The following is a 20,680-nucleotide window of genomic DNA, read 5'->3' as shown; positions in this document are numbered from 1 at the left end:
TGGACTGCTTGTATAGTATTGATGGTACATTATTTTTAATAATTAGACAAATGTATAAAATAAAAGGATATTTTTTGATTGAAAAATTTGAACTCATGGTATATGATAAGTGTTGTGGAATAACAGTACAAAATATTGAACCTAATGTATATAGGGGGAAACACAATGGAACAATCGATTAAAAAGATTAATCGTCCACCATATGGGATTCTTGCTGTCCTGATGATCGGAGCATTTATTACATTTTTAAATAATACGTTATTAAATATTGCACTACCGTCGATTATGGTGGATTTGGATGTTGAGGCGTCAACTGTACAATGGTTGACAACAGGATTTATGTTAATAAACGGAATTATGATTCCAACAACTGCATTTTTAATTCAAAAATATTCTGTTCGTCGGTTATTTTTAACCGCTATGGGGCTATTTGCGGCTGGGACAATTATCGCTGGTATTGCCCATTCATTCCCTGTCTTATTAATAGCACGTATGGTTCAAGCGTCAGGATCAGCGATTATGATGCCATTATTAATGAATGTTATGTTAGTAAGCTTTCCGGTTGAAAAAAGGGGAGCAGCAATGGGTGTCTTTGGTTTAGTTTTAATGGGTGCACCAGCAATTGGTCCAACTTTATCGGGCTGGATTGTTGAACATTATGACTGGAGAATGCTTTTCCATTTTGTCACACCAATTGCAATTGCTGTTCTATTGATTGGCTTTTTCTTACTCAAAGATAAAAAGGAAAAGGTAGATATCCGTCTTGATTTATTCTCGCTTCTTTTATCAAGCGTAGGATTTGGTGGCTTGCTATATGGATTTAGTTCTGCTGGTAGTAAAGGCTGGGATAGCCCACAAGTATATGGAACAATTATCATTGGGATCATATCATTGGTATCGTTTATCTTACGTCAAATTAAGCAAGAACGACCAATGCTTAACTTTGGAATTTATAAATACCCAATGTTTGCCCTGTCATCGGTTATTTCCATGGTGATTACGATGGCTATGTTTTCTGGTATGCTACTTCTACCTATTTATGTTCAAACGATTCGCGGAATTTCTCCACTAGATGCAGGATTAATGATGTTGCCAGGAGCTGTTTTGATGGCTCTCATGTCTCCAATTACAGGAAAGATATTTGACAAATATGGAGGACGAATTTTAGCAATTGTTGGCTTGGTCATTACAACAGTAACAACGTATTATTTTAGCAAATTAACATTAGATACAAGTTATACACATTTAGTTATTTTAAACACTGTGCGGATGTTTGGGATGTCCATGGTGATGATGCCAGTATCGACAAATGGCTTAAATCAGTTGCCAGCACGCTATTATCCACATGGTACTGCAATGAACAATACAACACAGCAAGTATCCGGTGCCATTGGTACGGCATTTTTGGTTACGATCATGTCAAATCGTACAGAATCATATGCATCTGAATTTGCTGCGACTGCCATGAAAAATGCGGTAGGGCAACCAACAGCAGAAATGCAACAACAAATTGCTATGAGGGCAATGTTAGAAGGAATAAATGATGCTTTCCTAGTCGCTACTCTTTTTGCGCTTATTGCTCTTATTCTTGCATTCTTTATCAAACGAGCAAAACAAGCGGAAGATATAATTGAAGTTAAGCGACCTGAAAAGGAGAAAGCCACAAAATTAATAGTGGACAATTAAGCTTCGCTAACCAGTTTTGACTTTTGTCAGAGTGAATGAAACATTAGTAAGGAATTTCATAACAATAGGAGAGCAGAAATCATCAGACAATGATTTCTGCCTCTTTTTTTATACGATCAGAATTTATATGTTTTGTACGTAGTTTTGGTGTCTAGCGCAAGCGGACTAGCCCCTCTCAGGTCTAGTCACACATGAATTGAAGGCAAAGAAGGCCTTCTATTCATGTGCGTCTTATGCTATGCCTGAGGCTGAACAAGGCGCTTGCGCTTTTCTTAATGTAAATTATTTGTAAACTAAGTTCGTGTAGGCAGGACTTTCAACAAATTGTAAGAAATATATATATGAATTCATCGGAGATTATCCAATTGTAAATCCATCTATCTAAGGCTAGTTAAAGCGAAGATCGTGGATAACCACCCGTATAGGTTAAGGTAAGTCTCGCTATCTATCAGTGGGGGATAAGGAAAACCCCCACTGATAGAAGTCTCGCTTTATGAACACTAATTTGTTGGAATTTTAGGAGGAAGAATCATGACAACTAAGGTATCTACGAGAAAGACTTTCCTATTAAAAATGTGGGAGGATTATCCAAGGGCTTGGAAGTTTCTAATTAATTTCGGAATTTTACTTAAATATAAAACCTTAAACATTAATAAAATACCAAATAGAATTGTTCTACCATCCTCTAATATTCTTTATGTTAATTCGGAAGAAAATCGTGGAAGAGCTTTGTTGATTAGCGATGGTATGACACAGAAGCGATTGACACAATTTTGGTGTAATGCTGTTGAAGTGATGAGGCCGGACCTAACAATAGATGTAGGTGTGAACTATGGGGAATGCATCTTTTCTACCATCTATCCTAAACATACGAAGATCTACGGAGTTGAAGCCAATCGGAATTTGTTACCATATATAAAGAAATCGAAAGAAGCCCATCCGAATAAATCTCAAATAACAATTTTCAATATCTTCGCAGCAGACAAAGATGGAGAAGAAAAATCCTTTTATGTTGATAAACATTGGTCAGGTACATCCTCTGCATCCTATGTGCCTGCTCATAATATGGTTGAAAAGGTACAAGTTAAATCAATAACGATTGATTCGGTCATTAAGGAGAATGTTATTGATAAAACAATCCTATTTAAAGTCGATGTAGAGGGCTACGAGGCTTTCGTTTTAAAGGGCATGAAAGGCTTGTTTGAAAAGAGTGCTTCAATGCTAGGCTTTATCGAATTTAACAGTGAGTATATTGAAAAAACAGGGATAGGTATCAACGACTTTATGGCGTTTTTAACCAACTATTTTACTATCTACATTTATAATAAGAATGATCGTATCGTAAAAGCAAGCCATTCCAAATATGAGGATTTACAAAACATGTTTGGGTCAAATTATATTCACACAGATCTTATTCTGGCAACGGATGAAAAGTTGATTGATTCACTGGGTTTAACCGTAGAATAATAATATGGTAAAAAAGAGTCCTAAAATGGTATACTAGTTAACAAAAATATGGTAATAAGCAAGCGAGTAGGATATAACTAAAAGGTAGAAACGTATGATAATGACTAGGGTGGGAGTTAATACCATGATTAAAATTGTTGCTAAAGGTATACTAAAACCAGGTGCAAAGGAAGAATATTTAAAATTTGCCAAAGAACTTGTTACTGAAACTAGAAAAGAAAAGGGATGCATTTCATACTCAATTTATGAAGATATAAATGATGCTTCTATTTTAACAATGCTTGAAGAATGGGTAGATGAAGAGGCGATCAAACAACATAATAATAGTGAACATGTCTTGAAAATTGTCCCTGAGCTTAGAAAGCGACGAGAAAGCGTAGAAATCAATCTCTATAAAGAGGTTTGATAACGAGTGATCAAAAGAATCTGTAGTACAGTTAATTAAATAAATAGAAAAAGCCATTCTGGGAAATTATAGAATATTTATGTCCCAGGATGTTTTTTTATGTCTTTCTTATTCTAACCACGGAATAATCCTCTTACCTCAAGATTGAGGGAAAAACTAAGTCTAGTGGAATTTTATTGAAAGAATTTGATAACTGTAAAAAATATTATGTAGACGAAAATAAAGGATATAAAGTATCATTATAAACAAAATATGTAAGAGATGCGTCGTTCGAAATTCCAATTGATCATTTTAATTTTCGGAATATTAGAACTGGAAGTAAATAGTAAAAATGGACTATCTTAAGAAAACAAACAGAGAAATGTGGGGGGCGTATGAAATTTAGAACAAAGCTTTATATGAGTATTGGATCATTGCTTTTGTTAATTTCAATTAGCGTAGTTATCTTAATGAATATGCTTGAACAAGCAACCGTAAATATGAATGTCGTAGTTAATGAATTATATGAGCGGATTGAGATGGCGTCAACTATAAAATATGAGACTTCTAATATTGGTAGAGTACTAAGAGAGGCCTCTATTAGTTATTCAGATGAGTCAGGTGTAGCTCAAGATCCTTTGAATGCTTGGGAAGAATCGCAAATAAATATTAACAATGCGATTTATTCACTTGAAAAAGTGGACACTCAAGATGAATCTCAGGAATTAATTTCAAAGTTTAAAATATTGCATGATTCGTATCAAAATATAGCACGGCAATTGGTTGCAACAAAACAAATGAACGGTGATGGTGAACTTCAATCTTCACAATGGAATGAAGCTGAGCTTACTAGGCAAAGAATGCTCCAAATTGTAGATGTTCTCCATGGATTGCAAGAACAAGAGATGAAAAACGAACTATTACGGTCAAGAGAAACATACAATTGGGCTGCCACCACTATTTATATTTATTTAGCTATTATTATATCTGTGGGAATTGGAGTAACGATATGGATTATTAAACGATTGACAAATAATCTTAACGACGTTACATCTGTCATGACAAGTGTTCCTAATAGTGATTTCAGTAGACTTCCGAGGATTGAGATAAACCAAAAAGGGGAAATAGGAGCAATTGCTGTTGCATTCAACACGATGGCAAAGGCACTCGAGGATCATAGTAAACTAGAAAAGAAATTAGTAGACGAAGCAGAAGAGCATAGCTGGCTTAATACAAAGATTGCCGATATAGCAACAATGTATCCAGAAGTAGAAAATGTGGAGATGCTAGCAGACTTGTTAATTACAAATCTTGTCCCAATGGTGGGAGGGTGCTATGGCGTTTTCTATATTAAGGAAGTTGAAGATGGCAAACAATATTTACGAAGAATGTCCTCCTATGCCGTTTTAGATGAAGATAATAGATTTGAGCGATTTAATTTAGGAGAGGGTCTTGTTGGTCAATGCGCAATTGAAAACCGCTCCATTTTATTAAATCATGTACCAGATGACTACATAAAGGTTGGATCTGGTATAGGTGTTGGAACACCGAATAATATTATTATTTTTCCTGTTCGTTTTGAAGATGATGTCCTTGCAGTGATTGAAATTGCTACTTTTGAGTCATTTACCACTTCTCAAGTAAAGCTTCTTAAGGAAGTTAATAATAATATTGGTATGACAATAAATAGTATTTCAAATCGTATGAGGGCAGAGAGGTTATTACAGGAATCACAGGCGCTAACAGAAGAGCTACAGGTCCAATCTGAAGAACTCCAGTTACAACAAGAGGAGCTTAGAACGACGAATGAAAAACTTGAGGAACAGTATGGAAACTCAGAACAAAAGAAAAAAGAGCTAGAAAAGGTTAGGGAAGCACTTGAGGAAAAAGCTCAGCAACTAGAGATTAGTTCGCAATATAAATCTGAGTTTTTAGCAAATATGTCTCACGAACTTAGAACGCCATTAAATAGTTTACTAATATTAGCGCAAATTCTCTCTGAAAATGGGGACGGCAATCTTACGGCTAAGCAAGCGGAATATATTCGCACAATTTACACGTCAGGAAATGATTTACTCCATTTAATTAATGATATATTGGATTTAGCGAAAGTAGAGTCAGGGAAACTAGAAGTGATTCAAAATGAAGTGAAATTTAATGAATTGAATGATTTTATCACTGGTCAATTTTCTCATATCGCTAAACAGAAAGAGGTTCAGTTTACGATTGAACTGGAAGAAGGTATACCAGAGTATTTCTATACGGATGAACAACGTCTGCAACAAATATTAAAAAATCTACTTTCAAATGCATTTAAATTCACTGAAAGCGGTAGTGTGTCTTACTCTGTTCGCCAGGTAATAAAAGAAGGGAAAGGGAGACAGCTTTTTGATGAGAAATCTCAAGAGAAATGTATGATCGCTTTCTCCGTTACCGATACAGGGATTGGTATTGCAAAAGAAAAACAAGAAACGATATTTGATGCCTTTAAACAAGCTGATGGAACGACTAGTCGTCAATATGGAGGTACTGGATTAGGTTTATCGATTAGTCGTGAATATGCTTATTTATTAGGAGGGTTTATTGAAGTAAGCAGTGAAAAGGGAAAAGGAAGTACCTTTACTTTATATTTACCAAATTCACAGGAAAACGAAGAGATAGCAGAGCCCTCTCCAATTCAAGAAGTAGCTGTAGGACTTGAGGTCGAAGAATTTTCACTAAATGTAAATGGTGCCGTGAGTGAGGATTACAGTATTAAGCAAAATGGGAAAACGTCGCTAAAAGATAAGAAGATACTCATTGTTGACGATGATATACGAAATGTATACGCATTAACGATTGCTCTTGAAGCGTATGAAATGGATATAATCGTAGCAGAAAATGGCCGTGAAGCGATCGAGGTGTTACAAGAAAACCCTGATACAGACCTGATACTAATGGACATTATGATGCCCGAAATTGATGGCTTTGAGGCGACGAGGAGAATTCGTACTATGCCAGAGTATAAATCCCTACCAATTATTGCACTCACTGCAAAGGCGATGAAACATAGCAGAGAAGAGTGTTTGGTGGCAGGTGCATCGGATTATATAAGTAAGCCGATTAATTTAGATCAGTTATTCTCGCTCATGCAAGTTTGGCTGTATAGCAAGGAGTGATTGGAGATTTCTAACAAACTAAAATTACAAACACATAATCAAGAACAAATGGATGAAATTGAAAAAATTGAAATAGATTTACTACTTGAAGCTGTTTATCGTTATTACGGATATGATTTTAGAAATTATGCTCTTCCATTTGTTCAAAGAAGAATAAGCCATCGTGTTCGTAAAGAGAATCTAAAGAGTATATCAGCTTTACAGGAAGTGATTCTACGTGATCCTATGGTCATGAGGGATTTAATTTCTGACTTTTCGATAAATGTTACCGAGATGTTCCGTGATCCCACCTTCTTTAAGTCTTTTCGGACAAAGGTCATCCCGGTAATAAGGGATTATCCGGAAATTCGAATTTGGCATGTTGGTTGTTCTTCGGGTGAGGAAGTTTATTCAATGGCGATTCTTTTACATGAAGAAGGACTTTACGAAAAAACGAGAATTTTTGCAACGGATTTAAACGCGACGATGCTAGAAAAGGCGAAACAAGGTAATTTCCCATTGGATGGGATGCAGCGCTATACTAAAAATTATATTGAAGCAGGTGGAAAAAGGGCCTTTTCAGAGTATTATAAGGCAGTGGATGATCAGGTCTTTTTCCATTCTTATCTGCAAAAAAATGTTGTGTTTGCACAGCATAATTTAGTGACAGATCATTCATTTAACGAGTTTGATATTATTATTTGTCGTAATGTCCTAATCTATTTTAATAAGCGTCTTCAAAATGATGTCCATAAGCTATTTTATGATAGTCTAAGCGTATCAGGCTTTCTTGGTTTAGGGAACAGAGAGGGGATTAAATTTACAAGTTATGAAAACTGTTACGGAGAATTTGATGCAACGGAAAAATTATTCCGCAAATTTAAATAATACACCTAAAAAAAAGGTTAATATTTTAATGGTGGATGATCACCCTGAAAATTTATTAGCATTGGAAGCTGTACTCATCTCTCCAAACTATAACTTAGTTAGTGCAAATTCAGGAAAAGAAGCTTTAAAATGCATGCTTAAACAAGACTTTGCTGTCATTTTACTGGATGTGCAAATGCCTGGTTTGAACGGATTTGAGACAGCAAAGCTTATAAAAGCGAGAGAAAAAACAAGATATATTCCCATCATTTTTATCACAGCAATTAGCCAAGATATAGAGCATGTCCATCAAGGCTATTCTGTTGGGGCGATTGATTATATTTTTAAACCATTTCATCCTGAAACATTAAAACAAAAAATTGAACAATTTGTAAAAATTCATCGAAATCATGAAGAGAATATCATTCAGAGTGATAGAGAAAGAACCTTTGAACTTAATGAAGTTAATAAAAAACTTGACGTAGCAAAAATTAATTTACGCAGGTCTGAGGCATTGGCCAAAGTTATTGGTGAGACTCTGATTGATACGATTGTGACATTGGATGACCAAGGCTATATTTTATCTGTGAATCCTGCTGTAACAAACATGTTTGGTTATCAAGCTGAGGATTTAGTTGGTAAACATGTCATTATGCTTTTTCTAAACATTAAAGACGATAATGAAATGGACGCTTCTGCCTCTATCCTTTCTACGCTCAAACTAGCTACAGGAAAGTTGGTAGAATCAGTTGCTTTACGAAAGGACGAAAGTCATTTTCATGCCGATATTCAAATTGGAGAAACGACAATAGAAGATCAACAGATTTTTGTTTGTACAATCCGTGATGTTACTGAAAGAAAGCAAATTGACGAAATTAAAAAACAAAAGTTTAATAATTTGGAGAACATTGTAAAAGAACGAACGCTGGAGCTTCTCAATGCTAATGAAAAGCTACAAAATGAGATTGAAGAACGAAATAAAATAGCAGATCATCTGTATCGTTCCCAAGAAAGATTTCGGACGATATTTGAATCTAGTCCTTGTTTAATGGCTATTTATTCTCTAGATGATGGAACATTTATCGAAGTTAATTCTAGTTGGTTAAACTTTACTGGTTATAACCATGATGATTTTAAAAACCAAAAAATCAATTTTGAGAATTTGATTGATGAATCAACTGGGGAACCGGTTGATATTGGGCAGACAGTGCGAAACAAAAGAATTACTTATAATACGAAGAATGAGGAAATTCGCGATGGATTATTGTCAACCGAAATCATTGATATCCATTCTGAACCATGTACTCTTCTAGTTATAACGGATATTACGGAAAGTACGTACTTGCAGAAAGAGATGTACCGCTTAGATAGGCTGAATTTAATTGGTGAAATGGCTGCGGGAATTGCCCATGAAATTAGAAACCCAATGACAACGGTTCACGGCTTTTTACAATTATCAAGGCATAACTCTGATAATCTATCAGAAGAGATCATTGATTTAATGTTAGAAGAATTAAACAGAGCTAATTCGATTATTACTGAATTTCTGAATTTAGCAAAAAATAAGGTCAGCGTTAAGGTAAAGCAAAACTTAAACACAGTTATTGAAGCATTATCTCCACTGATTCAAGCGGAAGCACTGCGATCAAGTAAGCATATCATTCTTGATTTAGGTAATTGCCCTGATTTATTCATAGATCAAAAAGAAATTCGTCAGCTTATCTTAAATATTGTACTAAATGGTCTTGATGCTATGTCTTCCGGTGGCAAGCTTATGATAAAAACATATCAAAATGGACAAACAGTTGTTTTAGAAATAAAAGATCAAGGAAGAGGTATGGGTCCCGAGGTGTTGGAAAAATTAGGGACGCCTTTCTTTACGACGAAGGAGAAGGGAACTGGTTTAGGTTTAGCTATTTGCTATAGTATAGCAGAACGTCATCATGCAGAAATTGATATAGCGACTGGGAACGAAGGAACAACTTTCTCCATTCAATTTAAGCAAGACCAAAGGTAGATGCTTAAATCGTTTTGAGCTTGATTAGCGAAGTCTTTAATCAGAAATAAAGATGGGAGGAGGATATTTGTGTTGAAAAAGGGCAAGATACCTTTTCTTATTGTAGTGTCTATTTTTGTTGTTGTTATTATTGGTGGATTTATCGCGAAATCATTGATGGGTGAAAAGCCAAGAGTGGTCGTTGTTTTAAGAACATTAGACCATGAATATTGGGAAACGATTAAAGCAGGTGTCGAAAAAGGGTTTCGCGACTTTGGTATAGATGGTGAGGTTATCACCTCACCTGATGGAACAAAGGAAGGACAAATTAAATTATTAGAGAAAGTATACAAAGAAAAAAATCCAGATGTATTAATTGTTGCCCCGGAGGACTTACCTGATCTCATACCTACATTAGAGAGGTTTAGTAAAGAGATTCCGTTAATACTTATATCTGCAAATCTTGATCTGAAAAATAAAGTGTCATATGTTGGTACTGATAACGTAGATTTAGGTGAGAAGGCAGGGGTATTTTTAGCATCTCAGCTTCAGCCTGGAGATAAAGTCGCCATTATTGGTGGAGATGCAGCTCATACTGTTTTTAATGACCGAATAAGCGGAGCTAAAGTTAAGTTGGAGAATGCTGGAATCGATGTAGTGGTAGAAGAAAGAGTGCTATTAGACGACGCTAAAACTGTTAATAAAACTATGACAAAGGTATTGCGTGATTATCCTGATCTTAAGGGCGTTATTGCCACACATGATACAATGGCATTAAATGTAATAAATGCTATTGAGGAGCAGGGACTTAACATGCCAGTCACCGGCGCAGACGGAACGACCGATTTAATTGAATTAATAGAAGCAGATACTATTCCAGGAACAGTTGCCCAAAATCCTTATGATATGGGATATTTAAGTGTTGAAACTGCATTGAAAGTGATAAAGGGAGAAAGTGTTGAAAAATTTATTGATGCTGGAGTAGATATTATTATTAAAGGTAATGCAGAAGAGAGGTTAGACTTTCTGAATGGAATATTGAAGTGATGTAATAGTGCTGGTTTTCTGAATACCTTCACAAAGACTAACAAATAACAATAAATCCTTGTCCAATGGCCAAGGATCTTTTTTGTATAGGAAAATGATTCTAAAAAATTAAACACTTCTTTAAATTGAGTACACCCTATATGTCTTGTAAAATAGAAAGATAAATGAAAGAAATTAAACGAAAAAGGTGTTTTGAATGCAAAAGTATCTTGTAATAGGAGCGGGAATTCTCGGTGCATCTACCGCATATCATCTTGCAAAAGCAGGTGCTGACGTAACGTTAGTTGACCGTCATGACAACGGACAGGCGACAGATGCAGCAGCCGGTATTGTCTGTCCTTGGCTGTCACAACGACGTAACAAAGCATGGTATCAGCTTGTCAAAGGCGGAGCACGATATTATCCTACATTAATTGATCAATTGGAAGCAGATGGTGAAACAGAAACAGGTTATAAGCGTGTTGGAACAATTTGTCTGCATACAGATGAGGAAAAGTTAGAAAAAATGGCTGAGCGAGCGCGAAGCCGGCGCAAAGATGCACCGGAAATTGGTGAAATTACAATTTTATCACCTGCTGAAACGAAGGAATTGTTTCCACTGTTATCTGAGGAATATGGTTCTGTTTATGTAAGCGGTGGAGCGCGTGTGAACGGGAGAGATCTACGGAATGCTCTCGTCCGCGCTGCGATAAAGAACGGAGCTACTTATCTTCAAGGTGAGGCTAGCATTGTTCATCAAGATAATCGAGTCATTGGCATCAAATTGAAGGAACGTACATTAATGGTTGACAAAGTTATTGTCACAGGTGGCGTTTGGGCTAAAGAGTTATTGCAACCGTTAGGAGTCAATTTTGAAGTGACATCACAGAAAGCACAAATTGTTCACCTTGAAATGCCAAATATAGATACAAGTAATTGGCCAGTTGTTATGCCACCGAATGACCAGTATATACTTACATTTGGAGACGGTCGAGTTGTTATTGGGGCTACACATGAAGATGAGGCCGGACTAGATTATCGGGTAACAGCAGGAGGACTTAACGAAATTTTCGGAAAGGCTCTGACAGTTGCCCCAGGTTTAGCAAATGGTACCATGATTGAGACAAGAGTAGGCTTTCGACCGTTCACACCTGGTTTTCTTCCTGTTATCGGAGCTTTACCTAAATTTGAAGGAATATTACTTGCTAATGGATTAGGTGCATCGGGCTTAACGAGTGGCCCATATCTCGGTGCAGAGCTTGCGAAGCTTGCACTAGGGAAGCAGACTGAGATTGATGTTAGTCTTTATGATGTTGCTGGTGCAATTAAAGATTAGTACTTGAAAGAACAAAAGGAAGTCCCATCATTAAATATGATGGGACTTCCTTTCGTCTGATTGCAAGAGAATTCGGAGGTACACTTGGGAAGTAACTGATAGATTGTCCCTAAAGTGCAAAAACCATTATTCAAATGAACTTGAGGATTTGAATTAAGTTCTCCAATTAGAGCCTCGTTGCAAAAGCGACCTACTTTAGGATCTCCTTTACTCTGCCTACTTGTCCATCTTCCAATCTCACTTTAATGCCATGAGGATGAGTACTGGATTTAGTAAGTATATCCTTTACAATTCCTTCGGTTAAAGTACCAGTTCGTTGATGGTGTTTTAATACAATTTTTACATGTGTACCTGCTGAAAGATTCTTTCGTTCTTGTCCGTTCAATATATTGTCTCCGTTCTGTTATTGTTAGCATTCTTTATAAATGAAATTGTTTCTCTTAGTAAGAGTAACGTAAATCATTACCAGTTGTAAACAAAGCGGCGTAATTCAACAAAATCCCTCATTGAGGCTTCCACACTGCCCATTATATAATAATGATAAAGTTAGGCAACCGTTTAACTGGAGGCAATATGAAGCAAAAAGTAACGATACGAAACGTAGCTAAGCGTGCTAGTGTGTTATAAGAATGTCTAAGATATAGCAGGGGAATGTAAAAACTGGGTAATGAAATGCAATTTAGGTGCACCTCTTATTTTAGGTAGGTTGCAGCTAACAATTCTTTTTTTTAGACTGTTTTCTAAATGATTGTTGTTTTTTGATGGGGTAGAAGCCCGAATCAAGGAAAAAGAGCCTAAGCGGGCAACTTTAATGGAGTTTCGTGACCAATTTCTGAATTTTGGAGCCTAGGCGGGCAACTTTAGTGGAGTTACTTACCCAATTCCTGAAATATGGAGACGAACCGGTCACTGTTGGTAGTACTTTATATGACAAAAGCAACAAAGTTTGCGAAAATAACCTTTTTTTAAAATGAAAACGTTCTCTATTTCAATTGTCTTTATAGATTTGTTTGATCGTTTTCGATTATCCGAGGCTCTACTACAAGCATTAATGGAAATCTACAGCTTTTCCAACCAATTTTAGAGAAATAAGGAATAAACGGTGAACGACCCCTCCTTACTTCTTCGAAGTTGAAGAAGGGGCTTTCTGCTTCAATGATCGTAGCCTAGTAGGATACCTAATAGGTCTTACATGATCTCCACAGGCTTAAGTTTGGACACGACCTTGCCCTACAAAAAGTAGTACGTTGGCTAGTTCTTTGGTGGCTTGAAGATTTTACGTGACAGAGCTTTCTTCCTGTCACAACCTCATATCTTCAGTTTTCAAAGAGCATGTTTGATTCTATTATACCAAGATTTAGGGGGGAGAAAAGCCTTTGGCTACCGCCAACCGAAATTCATCCCCTCCCTACCGTTGGGCTGTGCCCTTCACACGCTTGAGGAAGGGGACTTCTTTCGGAAAACTGTTAAAAAAAGACTGGTGAAAACGGGAGGAATGAAAATGGGTAAAGTAAGAATTGGTGTTATCGGGTGTGGGAGTATTGCACAATATCGTCATCTGCCAGAATATGCAGCAAATAAAGAAGTTGAGTTAGTGGCAGTATGCGATATTGTTGAGGATCGTGTAAATGAAGTAGCTAAACAATATAATGCAAAGCCTTATATGGATTATCAAGAACTCATTCAAAGTGGTGAGGTAGATGCAATTAGCGTGTGTACACCAAACTATTTGCATGCTCCGATTTCAATCGCAGCTCTAAACAATGGTCTACATGTTTTATGTGAAAAACCAATGGCAACCTCAAGGGAAGAAGCAGCTGCGATGATCGAAGCTGCAACTACTAACGGTAAAAAATTAATGATTGCGCATAACCAACGTTTTGTCCGTTCACATCAGCTTGCACGGCAACTAATCGAAAGCGGTTCAATTGGGAAAATCTATAGTTTTAGAACAGCGTTTGGTCACCCGGGTCCAGAAGGGTGGAGCATTGACGGAAAAGATAGCTGGTTCTTTGAAAAAGAGAAAGCATATATCGGTGCAATGGGTGATCTAGGTGTTCATAAAACAGATTTAATCCGTTACTTACTTGGCGAAGAAATTGTTGAGGTTGGTGCATTTATCGAAACGACTGCGAAGGACTTTGCGGATGTAGATGACACAGCTGTTTGTGTTTTGAAAACAGAGAGCGGTATCATTGGTACACTTGCGGCTAGTTGGTCCTATACAGCAAAAGAAGATAATTCAACAATTATCTATGGTGAAAAAGCAATTATTCGTTTGGAAGACAATCCTACATATTCACTTATTGTTCAATATACAAATGGTGAGATAGTAAACTATGAACTTGGTAAAATCCAATCAAATGATGAAGGCGGCCAAAATCAACATACAACACATGTTATTGATCACTTTATCGCCTCAATTAATGATAATACGGAGCCACTTATCAATGGTGAAGAGGGGATGAAGTCATTAGCAGTTATTCTCGCAGCAATTAAATCAAACGAAACGAAAACGATTGTTAAAGTATTTGAGGGCTAACTATGAGTAAATTACAAATTGGCATAATCGGTGTAGGAGGAATTGCCCAAGGTCGTCATATCCCAGCCTTTCAAACATTGCATGATGAATGTGTGATTTTAGCGGTCAGTGATGTAAATGAGGCAAGGGCAAAAGAAGTTGCCGTTAAGTATGACATTGAAAAGGTGTATAAAGATTATCATGATATGTTCCAAGAAGTAGATGCGGTATGTATTTGTACACCAAACAAGTTTCATGCTGAAATAACGATTGCTGCATTAGCGGCAGGTGTTAACGTTCTTTGTGAAAAACCGATGGCTCTTACTTCAGAAGAAGGCAAGAAAATGCTAGCGGCATCTAAGCGTACAAAGAAGGTTCTTGCTATTGCTTATCACTATCGCTTCATGAAAAATGCTCAAGCTGCGAAGCAATTGATGAAAGAGGTTGGAGCGCCACTCGTAACGAGAGCTCAAGCATTACGACGTCGAAAAGTACCTGGTTGGGGTGTGTTTACAAACAAAGATCTTCAAGGTGGTGGTAGTTTAATAGATTACGGCTGCCATTTACTAGACTTATCGCTTTGGCTAATGGGGAATCCGAAGCATATTTCTGTAAATGGTAGTATGTATAACGTATTAAGCAAAGAACCAAATTCTGTGAATCAATGGGGGGCATTTGAACATGAAACATTTGATGTTGACGATCATGTGACCGCATATATTAAATTTGAAAATGGTGCCTCTCTTTTATTAGAAACGTCCTGGGCTGCTAATATTTTAGATGACATCGAACATGTAAGTATTTCTGGAGCCGAAGGGGGGATAAGTGTATTCCCACTAGAACTCTATACCGCCAAAAATGGCATGCTTATAAATAGTCAACCAGCTTGGATAGCGGGTGAAGAGGACCCTAGTATCGTACAAGCTAAAAACTTTATCGATGCTTGTCTTGGTAAAGCTGAACTTGTAGTCCAGCCCGAAGAAGCATTACAAGTATCACAGATTATCGATGAAATTTATCAATCAGCTGGAAATAGATAAACGAAAATTAGGAGGAGCGACAATGAAATTAGGCGTATTTACAGTTCTTTTTAATGATAAATCTTTTGAAGAAATGTTAGATCGAGTGAAGGCTTCAGGACTACACGCAATAGAAATTGGAACAGGCGGATATCCTGGTAATGCTCACTGTGACTTGGATGCCTTATTAGAAAGTGAAGAAAGGAGAAATGAATATAGAAGCAAAGTAGAAGAACGTAACTTAACCATTAGCGCGTTCAGCTGTCACGGTAATCCCATTTCACCTGATGAAGTATTTTCAAAAGATTCGCACGAAACTCTTTTAAAAACAATTAAACTTGCTTCCTTATTAAATGTTCCTGTCGTAAATTGCTTTTCTGGAACAGCTGGTGATCATGAAGGCGCAAAATATCCTAACTGGCCTGTTACAGCATGGCCAAACGAATATGGTGATGTATTAAAGTGGCAATGGGAAGAAAAGTTAATTCCTTATTGGCAAGAAGTTGGTCAATATGCACAAGAGCATAATGTGAAAATTGGCTTAGAATTACACGGTGGATTTCTAGTTCATACCCCATATACCTTGCTTAAACTACGCGGGGCAACCTGTGATGCAATCGGTGCCAACTTAGATCCAAGTCATCTTTGGTGGCAAGGGATTGATCCTGTTGCCGCAATTAAAATATTAGGTAAAGCGAATGCGATCCACCATTTTCATGCAAAAGACACGTATATTGATCAGGACAATGTCAATATGTATGGCCTAACGGATATGCAGCCATACGGAGAGGTGCAAACGAGAGCTTGGACATTTAGATCAGTTGGTTGTGGTCATAGCTTAACAGAGTGGAATGAGATGATGAGTGCCCTTCGTACTTATAACTATGATTATGTTGTTAGCATTGAGCACGAGGATCCAATCATGTCGATTGACGAAGGCTTTGAGCGAGCTGTAACAAATCTTAAATCTGTCCTCATAAATGATACTCCATCACAAATTTGGTGGGTGTAAGAGTTAGTGCTTCAAGCTTTTCACGTTACTTTCGCTCATTCAATCGTTACACCTTTTAGGACGCAATTTCGCTTATATCATTGTGAACGATTGCCTAATTAAAATAGATATCGTTTTGGAGTGAGAATCCCGTTTTTCTTTCTCGAAAATGGTGTAGTAAGATAGGTTTTATTTTTCGTTCGAAAATGGGTATGATGGTATAGATTAATTTTTAAAAATTTATATAAGAATGATTGGGTGAATAAATGACTAAAGCAGTACGAGTACAAGTGAAGGCAGATTTTGTAAAGGAGTTTAAAGCTGGTTATCCTCTTATTAACAAGGATGCCATTAAAAATAGTGACGTGTTAAAAATAGAGGGAACAATTATTGATTTATATGATGAGAATAATCGGTTTCTCGCAAAAGGATATTATGGTAAGCAGAATAAAGGAAGAGGTTGGGTGTTAACTAGAAACCAACAAGAAGTGATAGACCAAGCTTTTTTTGAAGCTAAAATAAAAAAGGCATTGGATAACCGAAAATCATTATTTGAGGATGCAGAAACAACTGCATTTCGGGTCTTCAACGGCGAAGGTGATGGAATCGGTGGGTTAACGATTGATTATTATGACGGCTATTTTGTTATGAGTTGGTATAGTGAAGGAATCTATCAATTTAAAGAACATGTCATCCAGTCCTTAACGAATTTAATAGATGTAAAAGGTCTATATGAAAAGAAAAGATTCGATGCTAAAGGAACGTATATTGAAGATGATGATTTTGTAGCGGGGGAGAGGGCAAATTTCCCGTTGATTGTGAAAGAAAATGGCATTCATTTTGCGATTTATTTAAATGATGGTGCAATGGTTGGCGTATTTCTTGATCAAAGAGATGTTCGTAAAACAATTCGTGATAAATATGCAGCAGGCAAACATGTTCTCAATACATTTTCATATACGGGTGCATTTTCTGTTGCAGCAGCCTTAGGTGGTGCAGCAAAAACAACGAGTGTTGACCTTGCAAATCGCAGCAAGTCAAAGACGATCGAACAATTTAGTGTAAATGGACTTGATTATGAATCACAGGATATTATCGTCGAAGATGTATTTAATTATTTTAAATATGCTGTGAGAAAGAAGCTAGTATTCGATATGGTCATATTGGATCCACCAAGCTTTGCACGTTCAAAAAAACATACATTTAGTGCAGGGAAAGATTATCCTGACTTATTAAAACAAGCAATTACAATTACGAAGGAAAATGGTATCATCGTGGCATCCTCGAATTGTAGTACATTCGGGATGAATAAATTTAAAGGATTTATCGAGAAGGCGTTTCAATCGACTGGAGATAAATATAAACTTTTGGAGGAATTTAGCCTGCCACAAGATTTTAAAACAATTAAGGAATTTAAAGAAGGCGATTACTTAAAAGTCGTTTTTATTAAAAAATTGACGTAACACTTATGGAAGATAGTGGTGAAATATTTATATCGTTTCATTTCATAATGATAAGAGCCCCTATCTTTTTCAATGGATGCAATTGATGTATAATAATCAAGTGGATGATGCAAGATCTTCAACAAGGCTTTTGAATGAATGGTTAATTGTAATTTTTGAAAAGGGTTGAAGAAAGCAGCATATTTCATATTACGAATTTTTATAGATTCAAAGTTGAAAGAGAGTGGGACATTATGGGCCGTAAATGGAACAATATCAAAGAAAAAAAAGCGTCAAAAGATGCAAACACTAGTCGTATCTATGCAAAATTTGGTCGAGAAATTTATGTAGCAGCTAAGCAAGGCGAACCAGATCCAGAATCAAATCAAGCTTTAAAAATTGTTCTTGAGCGCGCGAAAACGTATAGTGTGCCAAAACATATTATTGATCGAGCAATCGAAAAAGCAAAGGGTGGTTCAGAAGAAAACTTTGACGAACTTCGTTATGAAGGCTTCGGACCAAGCGGATCAATGGTCATCGTCGATGCGTTAACAAATAATGTGAATCGTACTGCATCTGAAGTACGTGCTGCATTTGGTAAAAATGGTGGAAACATGGGAGTAAGTGGTTCTGTTTCCTATATGTTTGATGCAACTGCAGTCATCGGTATTGAAGGCAAAACAGAAGATGAAGTGCTTGAATTATTAATGGAAGCAGATGTAGAAGTACGAGACATTATCGAAGAAGATGAATCGGTTATCGTTTATTCCGAGCCTGACCAGTTCCATGCTGTGCAAGAAGCTTTCAAAAATGCGGGGATAACAGAATTTACAGTTGCAGAGCTAACAATGCTTGCACAAAATGACGTAACACTCGCAGAAGACGCGCAAGCACAATTTGAAAAAATGATTGATGCATTAGAAGATTTAGAAGACGTGCAGCAAGTTTATCACAATGTTGACCTTGGTGAATAATACATGAAGTAGACCTTTATTATGTAATTAAAGGTCTGCTTATTTTGTTTTTTATAGCTTTTCCTTCTTCATCATTTTCTCCTATCCGCAATATAAATCACAACAATCAAAGAAATTTAGATTACTGCAATACAGAGGAATGATATTTTAAACAAACGTTTGATTAAAAGTATAAAGGTAGGATCTCTTTCTACTCAGCCTAAAACAGGGAGAAATATGTCAATTATTTTTTTGTTTAATGGAGAATCATCATTATTTCTGGGGAAATATGGCGAAAGATCGATTGGGTGGTGTGTGAAAAAATAGGTTAGCATGCTATCTTAAGGTGAAGAATGGATTTCCGAGTACGATATTAACTAATGAAGAATGAGTAGTGGCGAAAAACAATCTGGTATAGCCATTAAGAATGTCTTTGCTTTTATTCCAATTTAGCTGTAGTATAATGGTTGACTTTTACTGCTTCTTTTAAAAAAATAGGAGAGACTAGCGAGTTTAAAATTGAGTTTTGCTAGAGAAAGCAAATATTTTATATAGATTGACTAAATGAAAATGAATACATAAAACTACATTATTTTTATCCAGTTAGTGCAAAAGTAAACTGGCATTGCTATTGCTTCAACTAAGAATTTTGTAAGTTAAAGGAGAATGCAATTCATGACACAACCGAATTTTTTAGCAGATGTAAAACCATTCATCCAAGCGAATTGGGAGAAGGCGAATTTTCAAGAACCGACTGCGATTCAACTTAAATCGATTCCGCATATTTTAGAAGGGAAGGATGTTATCGCTGAGTCTCCGACTGGAACAGGTAAAACACTCGCATACGTGCTACCATTACTAAATAATCTTGATCCAAATAAGAAAAATGCCCAAGTCGTTATTTTAGCACCATCAAGAGAGCTTGTAATGCAAATTTTTGAGGAAATAAAGAAATGGTCTGAGGGTAGTGGTATAACAAGTGCTTCTTTTATTGGTGGCGCAAATATTAAACGCCAAGTTGAAAAGTTAAAAAAGAGTCCACAAGTAATTGTCGGAACTCCAGGTAGAATTCAGGAATTAATCAAATTGAAGAAATTAAAAATGCATGCAGTAAAATCAATTGTATTAGATGAAGGAGATCAATTACTTACTCCTGAACATAAAAATACAATCCAAGATATTATTAAAACAACATTAAATGAACGCCAGGTTGTACTGTTTTCAGCAACCCTAAATGTTAGCACAGAATCAAAAGCGCGAGATCTCATGAAAAAGGATCCAGAGGTTCTGAAAGTAGGCTTAGATGAAATACCTGTAGGTGACGTTAAACATGTCTATCTTGTTTGTGAACAAAGAGAAAAGGTAACGCTACTTGAAAGAATGGCAAAAACAGTCCGAATGAAGGCCTTAGGATTTGTTAAAGATATTGGCAATCTCAATGTCCTGGCAGAAAAGTTGGAGTTTAAAGGTGTGGATTTACATCTTTTACACAGCGATACAAGAAAGGAAGAGCGTGAGGCTGCGCTAAAAAGCTTGAGAAATGATAGCCAAGGTCTATTACTTGCTACAGATGTAGCTGCTCGCGGATTGGACATCGTAGGACTTACACATGTTATCCATTTTGATCTTCCTGCAAATATTTCACAATATGTTCATCGTTCAGGAAGAACAGGAAGACAAGGTGCTTCAGGAACAGTTGTATCAATTGTAACGGAGCGAGAAGAAAGAGAATTAAAGAAATTAGCAAAGGAACTAAACATAACATTAATTAAGAATCAATTATATAAAGGTGAATTAGTTGAAGCGTAAACGAGGAGAGTCTGACATCTATGTGTCAGACTCTTTTTTAAAATT

15 protein-coding genes are annotated in these 20,680 nt (G+C 36.5%); 14 read left to right on the top strand and 1 reads right to left on the bottom strand.

The window, feature by feature from the left end:
* Window positions 1-165 precede the first annotated feature (165 nt).
* The 8 genes from K9V48_RS13495 to K9V48_RS13460 all read left to right on the top strand — a co-directional run bounded on the left by K9V48_RS13495 (window position 166) and on the right by K9V48_RS13460 (window position 11,900).
* Window positions 166-1,686, top strand: coding sequence for a DHA2 family efflux MFS transporter permease subunit (locus K9V48_RS13495; protein WP_224139503.1), 1,521 nt, complete (start codon window positions 166-168; stop codon window positions 1,684-1,686).
* 531 nt (window positions 1,687-2,217) lie between these two features.
* The gene (locus tag K9V48_RS13490) at window positions 2,218-3,153 is read left to right on the top strand and encodes an FkbM family methyltransferase (RefSeq protein WP_224139502.1); all 936 of its coding nucleotides are present in this window, start codon (window positions 2,218-2,220) and stop codon (window positions 3,151-3,153) included.
* Between the two features lie 124 nt (window positions 3,154-3,277).
* Window positions 3,278-3,559 (top strand): putative quinol monooxygenase, encoded by a 282-nt coding sequence (locus K9V48_RS13485; protein ID WP_224139501.1) that lies wholly within the window; start codon window positions 3,278-3,280, stop codon window positions 3,557-3,559.
* 374 nt (window positions 3,560-3,933) lie between these two features.
* Window positions 3,934-6,696, top strand: a complete 2,763-nt coding sequence (locus K9V48_RS13480) for a response regulator (RefSeq protein ID WP_224139500.1) — start codon at window positions 3,934-3,936, stop codon at window positions 6,694-6,696.
* 48 nt (window positions 6,697-6,744) lie between these two features.
* Entirely contained in the window at window positions 6,745-7,563 is an 819-nt protein-coding gene (locus K9V48_RS13475) for a CheR family methyltransferase (RefSeq protein ID WP_224139517.1), read from the top strand.
* Window positions 7,529-9,559, top strand: coding sequence for a PAS domain S-box protein (locus K9V48_RS13470; RefSeq protein ID WP_224139499.1), 2,031 nt, complete (start codon window positions 7,529-7,531; stop codon window positions 9,557-9,559). The genes K9V48_RS13475 and K9V48_RS13470 overlap by 35 nt, the downstream gene beginning before the upstream one ends.
* A 72-nt stretch (window positions 9,560-9,631) precedes the next feature.
* Complete coding sequence (locus tag K9V48_RS13465; RefSeq protein ID WP_224139498.1) at window positions 9,632-10,585, top strand: sugar ABC transporter substrate-binding protein; 954 nt, start codon at window positions 9,632-9,634, stop codon at window positions 10,583-10,585.
* A gap of 196 nt (window positions 10,586-10,781) precedes the next feature.
* Entirely contained in the window at window positions 10,782-11,900 is a 1,119-nt protein-coding gene (locus tag K9V48_RS13460; protein ID WP_224139497.1) for an NAD(P)/FAD-dependent oxidoreductase, read from the top strand.
* Window positions 11,901-12,090: 190 nt separating this feature from the next.
* On the opposite strand, the gene K9V48_RS13455 is transcribed toward K9V48_RS13460, so the two are convergent.
* Window positions 12,091-12,285 (bottom strand): YwbE family protein, encoded by a 195-nt coding sequence (locus tag K9V48_RS13455; RefSeq protein ID WP_224139496.1) that lies wholly within the window; start codon window positions 12,283-12,285, stop codon window positions 12,091-12,093.
* A 1,116-nt stretch (window positions 12,286-13,401) separates the two neighbouring features.
* Between K9V48_RS13455 and K9V48_RS13450 the strand changes: the two genes are divergently transcribed.
* From K9V48_RS13450 to K9V48_RS13425, 6 genes are all read left to right on the top strand, one after another.
* On the top strand, window positions 13,402-14,442 hold the full coding sequence (locus K9V48_RS13450) for a Gfo/Idh/MocA family protein (protein ID WP_224139495.1): 1,041 nt from the start codon (window positions 13,402-13,404) through the stop codon (window positions 14,440-14,442).
* A gap of 2 nt (window positions 14,443-14,444) precedes the next feature.
* A complete protein-coding gene (locus K9V48_RS13445; RefSeq protein ID WP_224139494.1) occupies window positions 14,445-15,461 on the top strand; it encodes a Gfo/Idh/MocA family protein in 1,017 nt (338 codons plus the stop codon).
* Window positions 15,462-15,483: 22 nt separating this feature from the next.
* Entirely contained in the window at window positions 15,484-16,452 is a 969-nt protein-coding gene (locus K9V48_RS13440; protein ID WP_224139493.1) for a sugar phosphate isomerase/epimerase family protein, read from the top strand.
* 245 nt (window positions 16,453-16,697) lie between these two features.
* The gene (locus tag K9V48_RS13435) at window positions 16,698-17,894 is read left to right on the top strand and encodes a class I SAM-dependent rRNA methyltransferase (protein WP_224139492.1); all 1,197 of its coding nucleotides are present in this window, start codon (window positions 16,698-16,700) and stop codon (window positions 17,892-17,894) included.
* A gap of 233 nt (window positions 17,895-18,127) precedes the next feature.
* Entirely contained in the window at window positions 18,128-18,847 is a 720-nt protein-coding gene (locus K9V48_RS13430) for a YebC/PmpR family DNA-binding transcriptional regulator (RefSeq protein ID WP_224139491.1), read from the top strand.
* A gap of 654 nt (window positions 18,848-19,501) precedes the next feature.
* Window positions 19,502-20,635, top strand: a complete 1,134-nt coding sequence (locus K9V48_RS13425; RefSeq protein WP_224139490.1) for a DEAD/DEAH box helicase — start codon at window positions 19,502-19,504, stop codon at window positions 20,633-20,635.
* Window positions 20,636-20,680 lie beyond the last annotated feature (45 nt).

Source organism: Metabacillus rhizolycopersici, assembly GCF_020075705.1.
Note: the sequence above shows the minus strand (reverse complement) of the source record. Positions and strands in the feature narration are given on the sequence as shown.

Coding starts and splice junctions, on each gene's coding strand:
- K9V48_RS13495 (WP_224139503.1), top strand. CDS start 166: ATGGAACAATCGATTAAAAAGATTAATCGTCCACCATATGGGATTCTT.
- K9V48_RS13490 (WP_224139502.1), top strand. CDS start 2,218: ATGACAACTAAGGTATCTACGAGAAAGACTTTCCTATTAAAAATGTGG.
- K9V48_RS13485 (WP_224139501.1), top strand. CDS start 3,278: ATGATTAAAATTGTTGCTAAAGGTATACTAAAACCAGGTGCAAAGGAA.
- K9V48_RS13480 (WP_224139500.1), top strand. CDS start 3,934: ATGAAATTTAGAACAAAGCTTTATATGAGTATTGGATCATTGCTTTTG.
- K9V48_RS13475 (WP_224139517.1), top strand. CDS start 6,745: ATGGATGAAATTGAAAAAATTGAAATAGATTTACTACTTGAAGCTGTT.
- K9V48_RS13470 (WP_224139499.1), top strand. CDS start 7,529: ATGCAACGGAAAAATTATTCCGCAAATTTAAATAATACACCTAAAAAA.
- K9V48_RS13460 (WP_224139497.1), top strand. CDS start 10,782: ATGCAAAAGTATCTTGTAATAGGAGCGGGAATTCTCGGTGCATCTACC.
- K9V48_RS13450 (WP_224139495.1), top strand. CDS start 13,402: ATGGGTAAAGTAAGAATTGGTGTTATCGGGTGTGGGAGTATTGCACAA.
- K9V48_RS13445 (WP_224139494.1), top strand. CDS start 14,445: ATGAGTAAATTACAAATTGGCATAATCGGTGTAGGAGGAATTGCCCAA.
- K9V48_RS13440 (WP_224139493.1), top strand. CDS start 15,484: ATGAAATTAGGCGTATTTACAGTTCTTTTTAATGATAAATCTTTTGAA.
- K9V48_RS13435 (WP_224139492.1), top strand. CDS start 16,698: ATGACTAAAGCAGTACGAGTACAAGTGAAGGCAGATTTTGTAAAGGAG.
- K9V48_RS13430 (WP_224139491.1), top strand. CDS start 18,128: ATGGGCCGTAAATGGAACAATATCAAAGAAAAAAAAGCGTCAAAAGAT.
- K9V48_RS13425 (WP_224139490.1), top strand. CDS start 19,502: ATGACACAACCGAATTTTTTAGCAGATGTAAAACCATTCATCCAAGCG.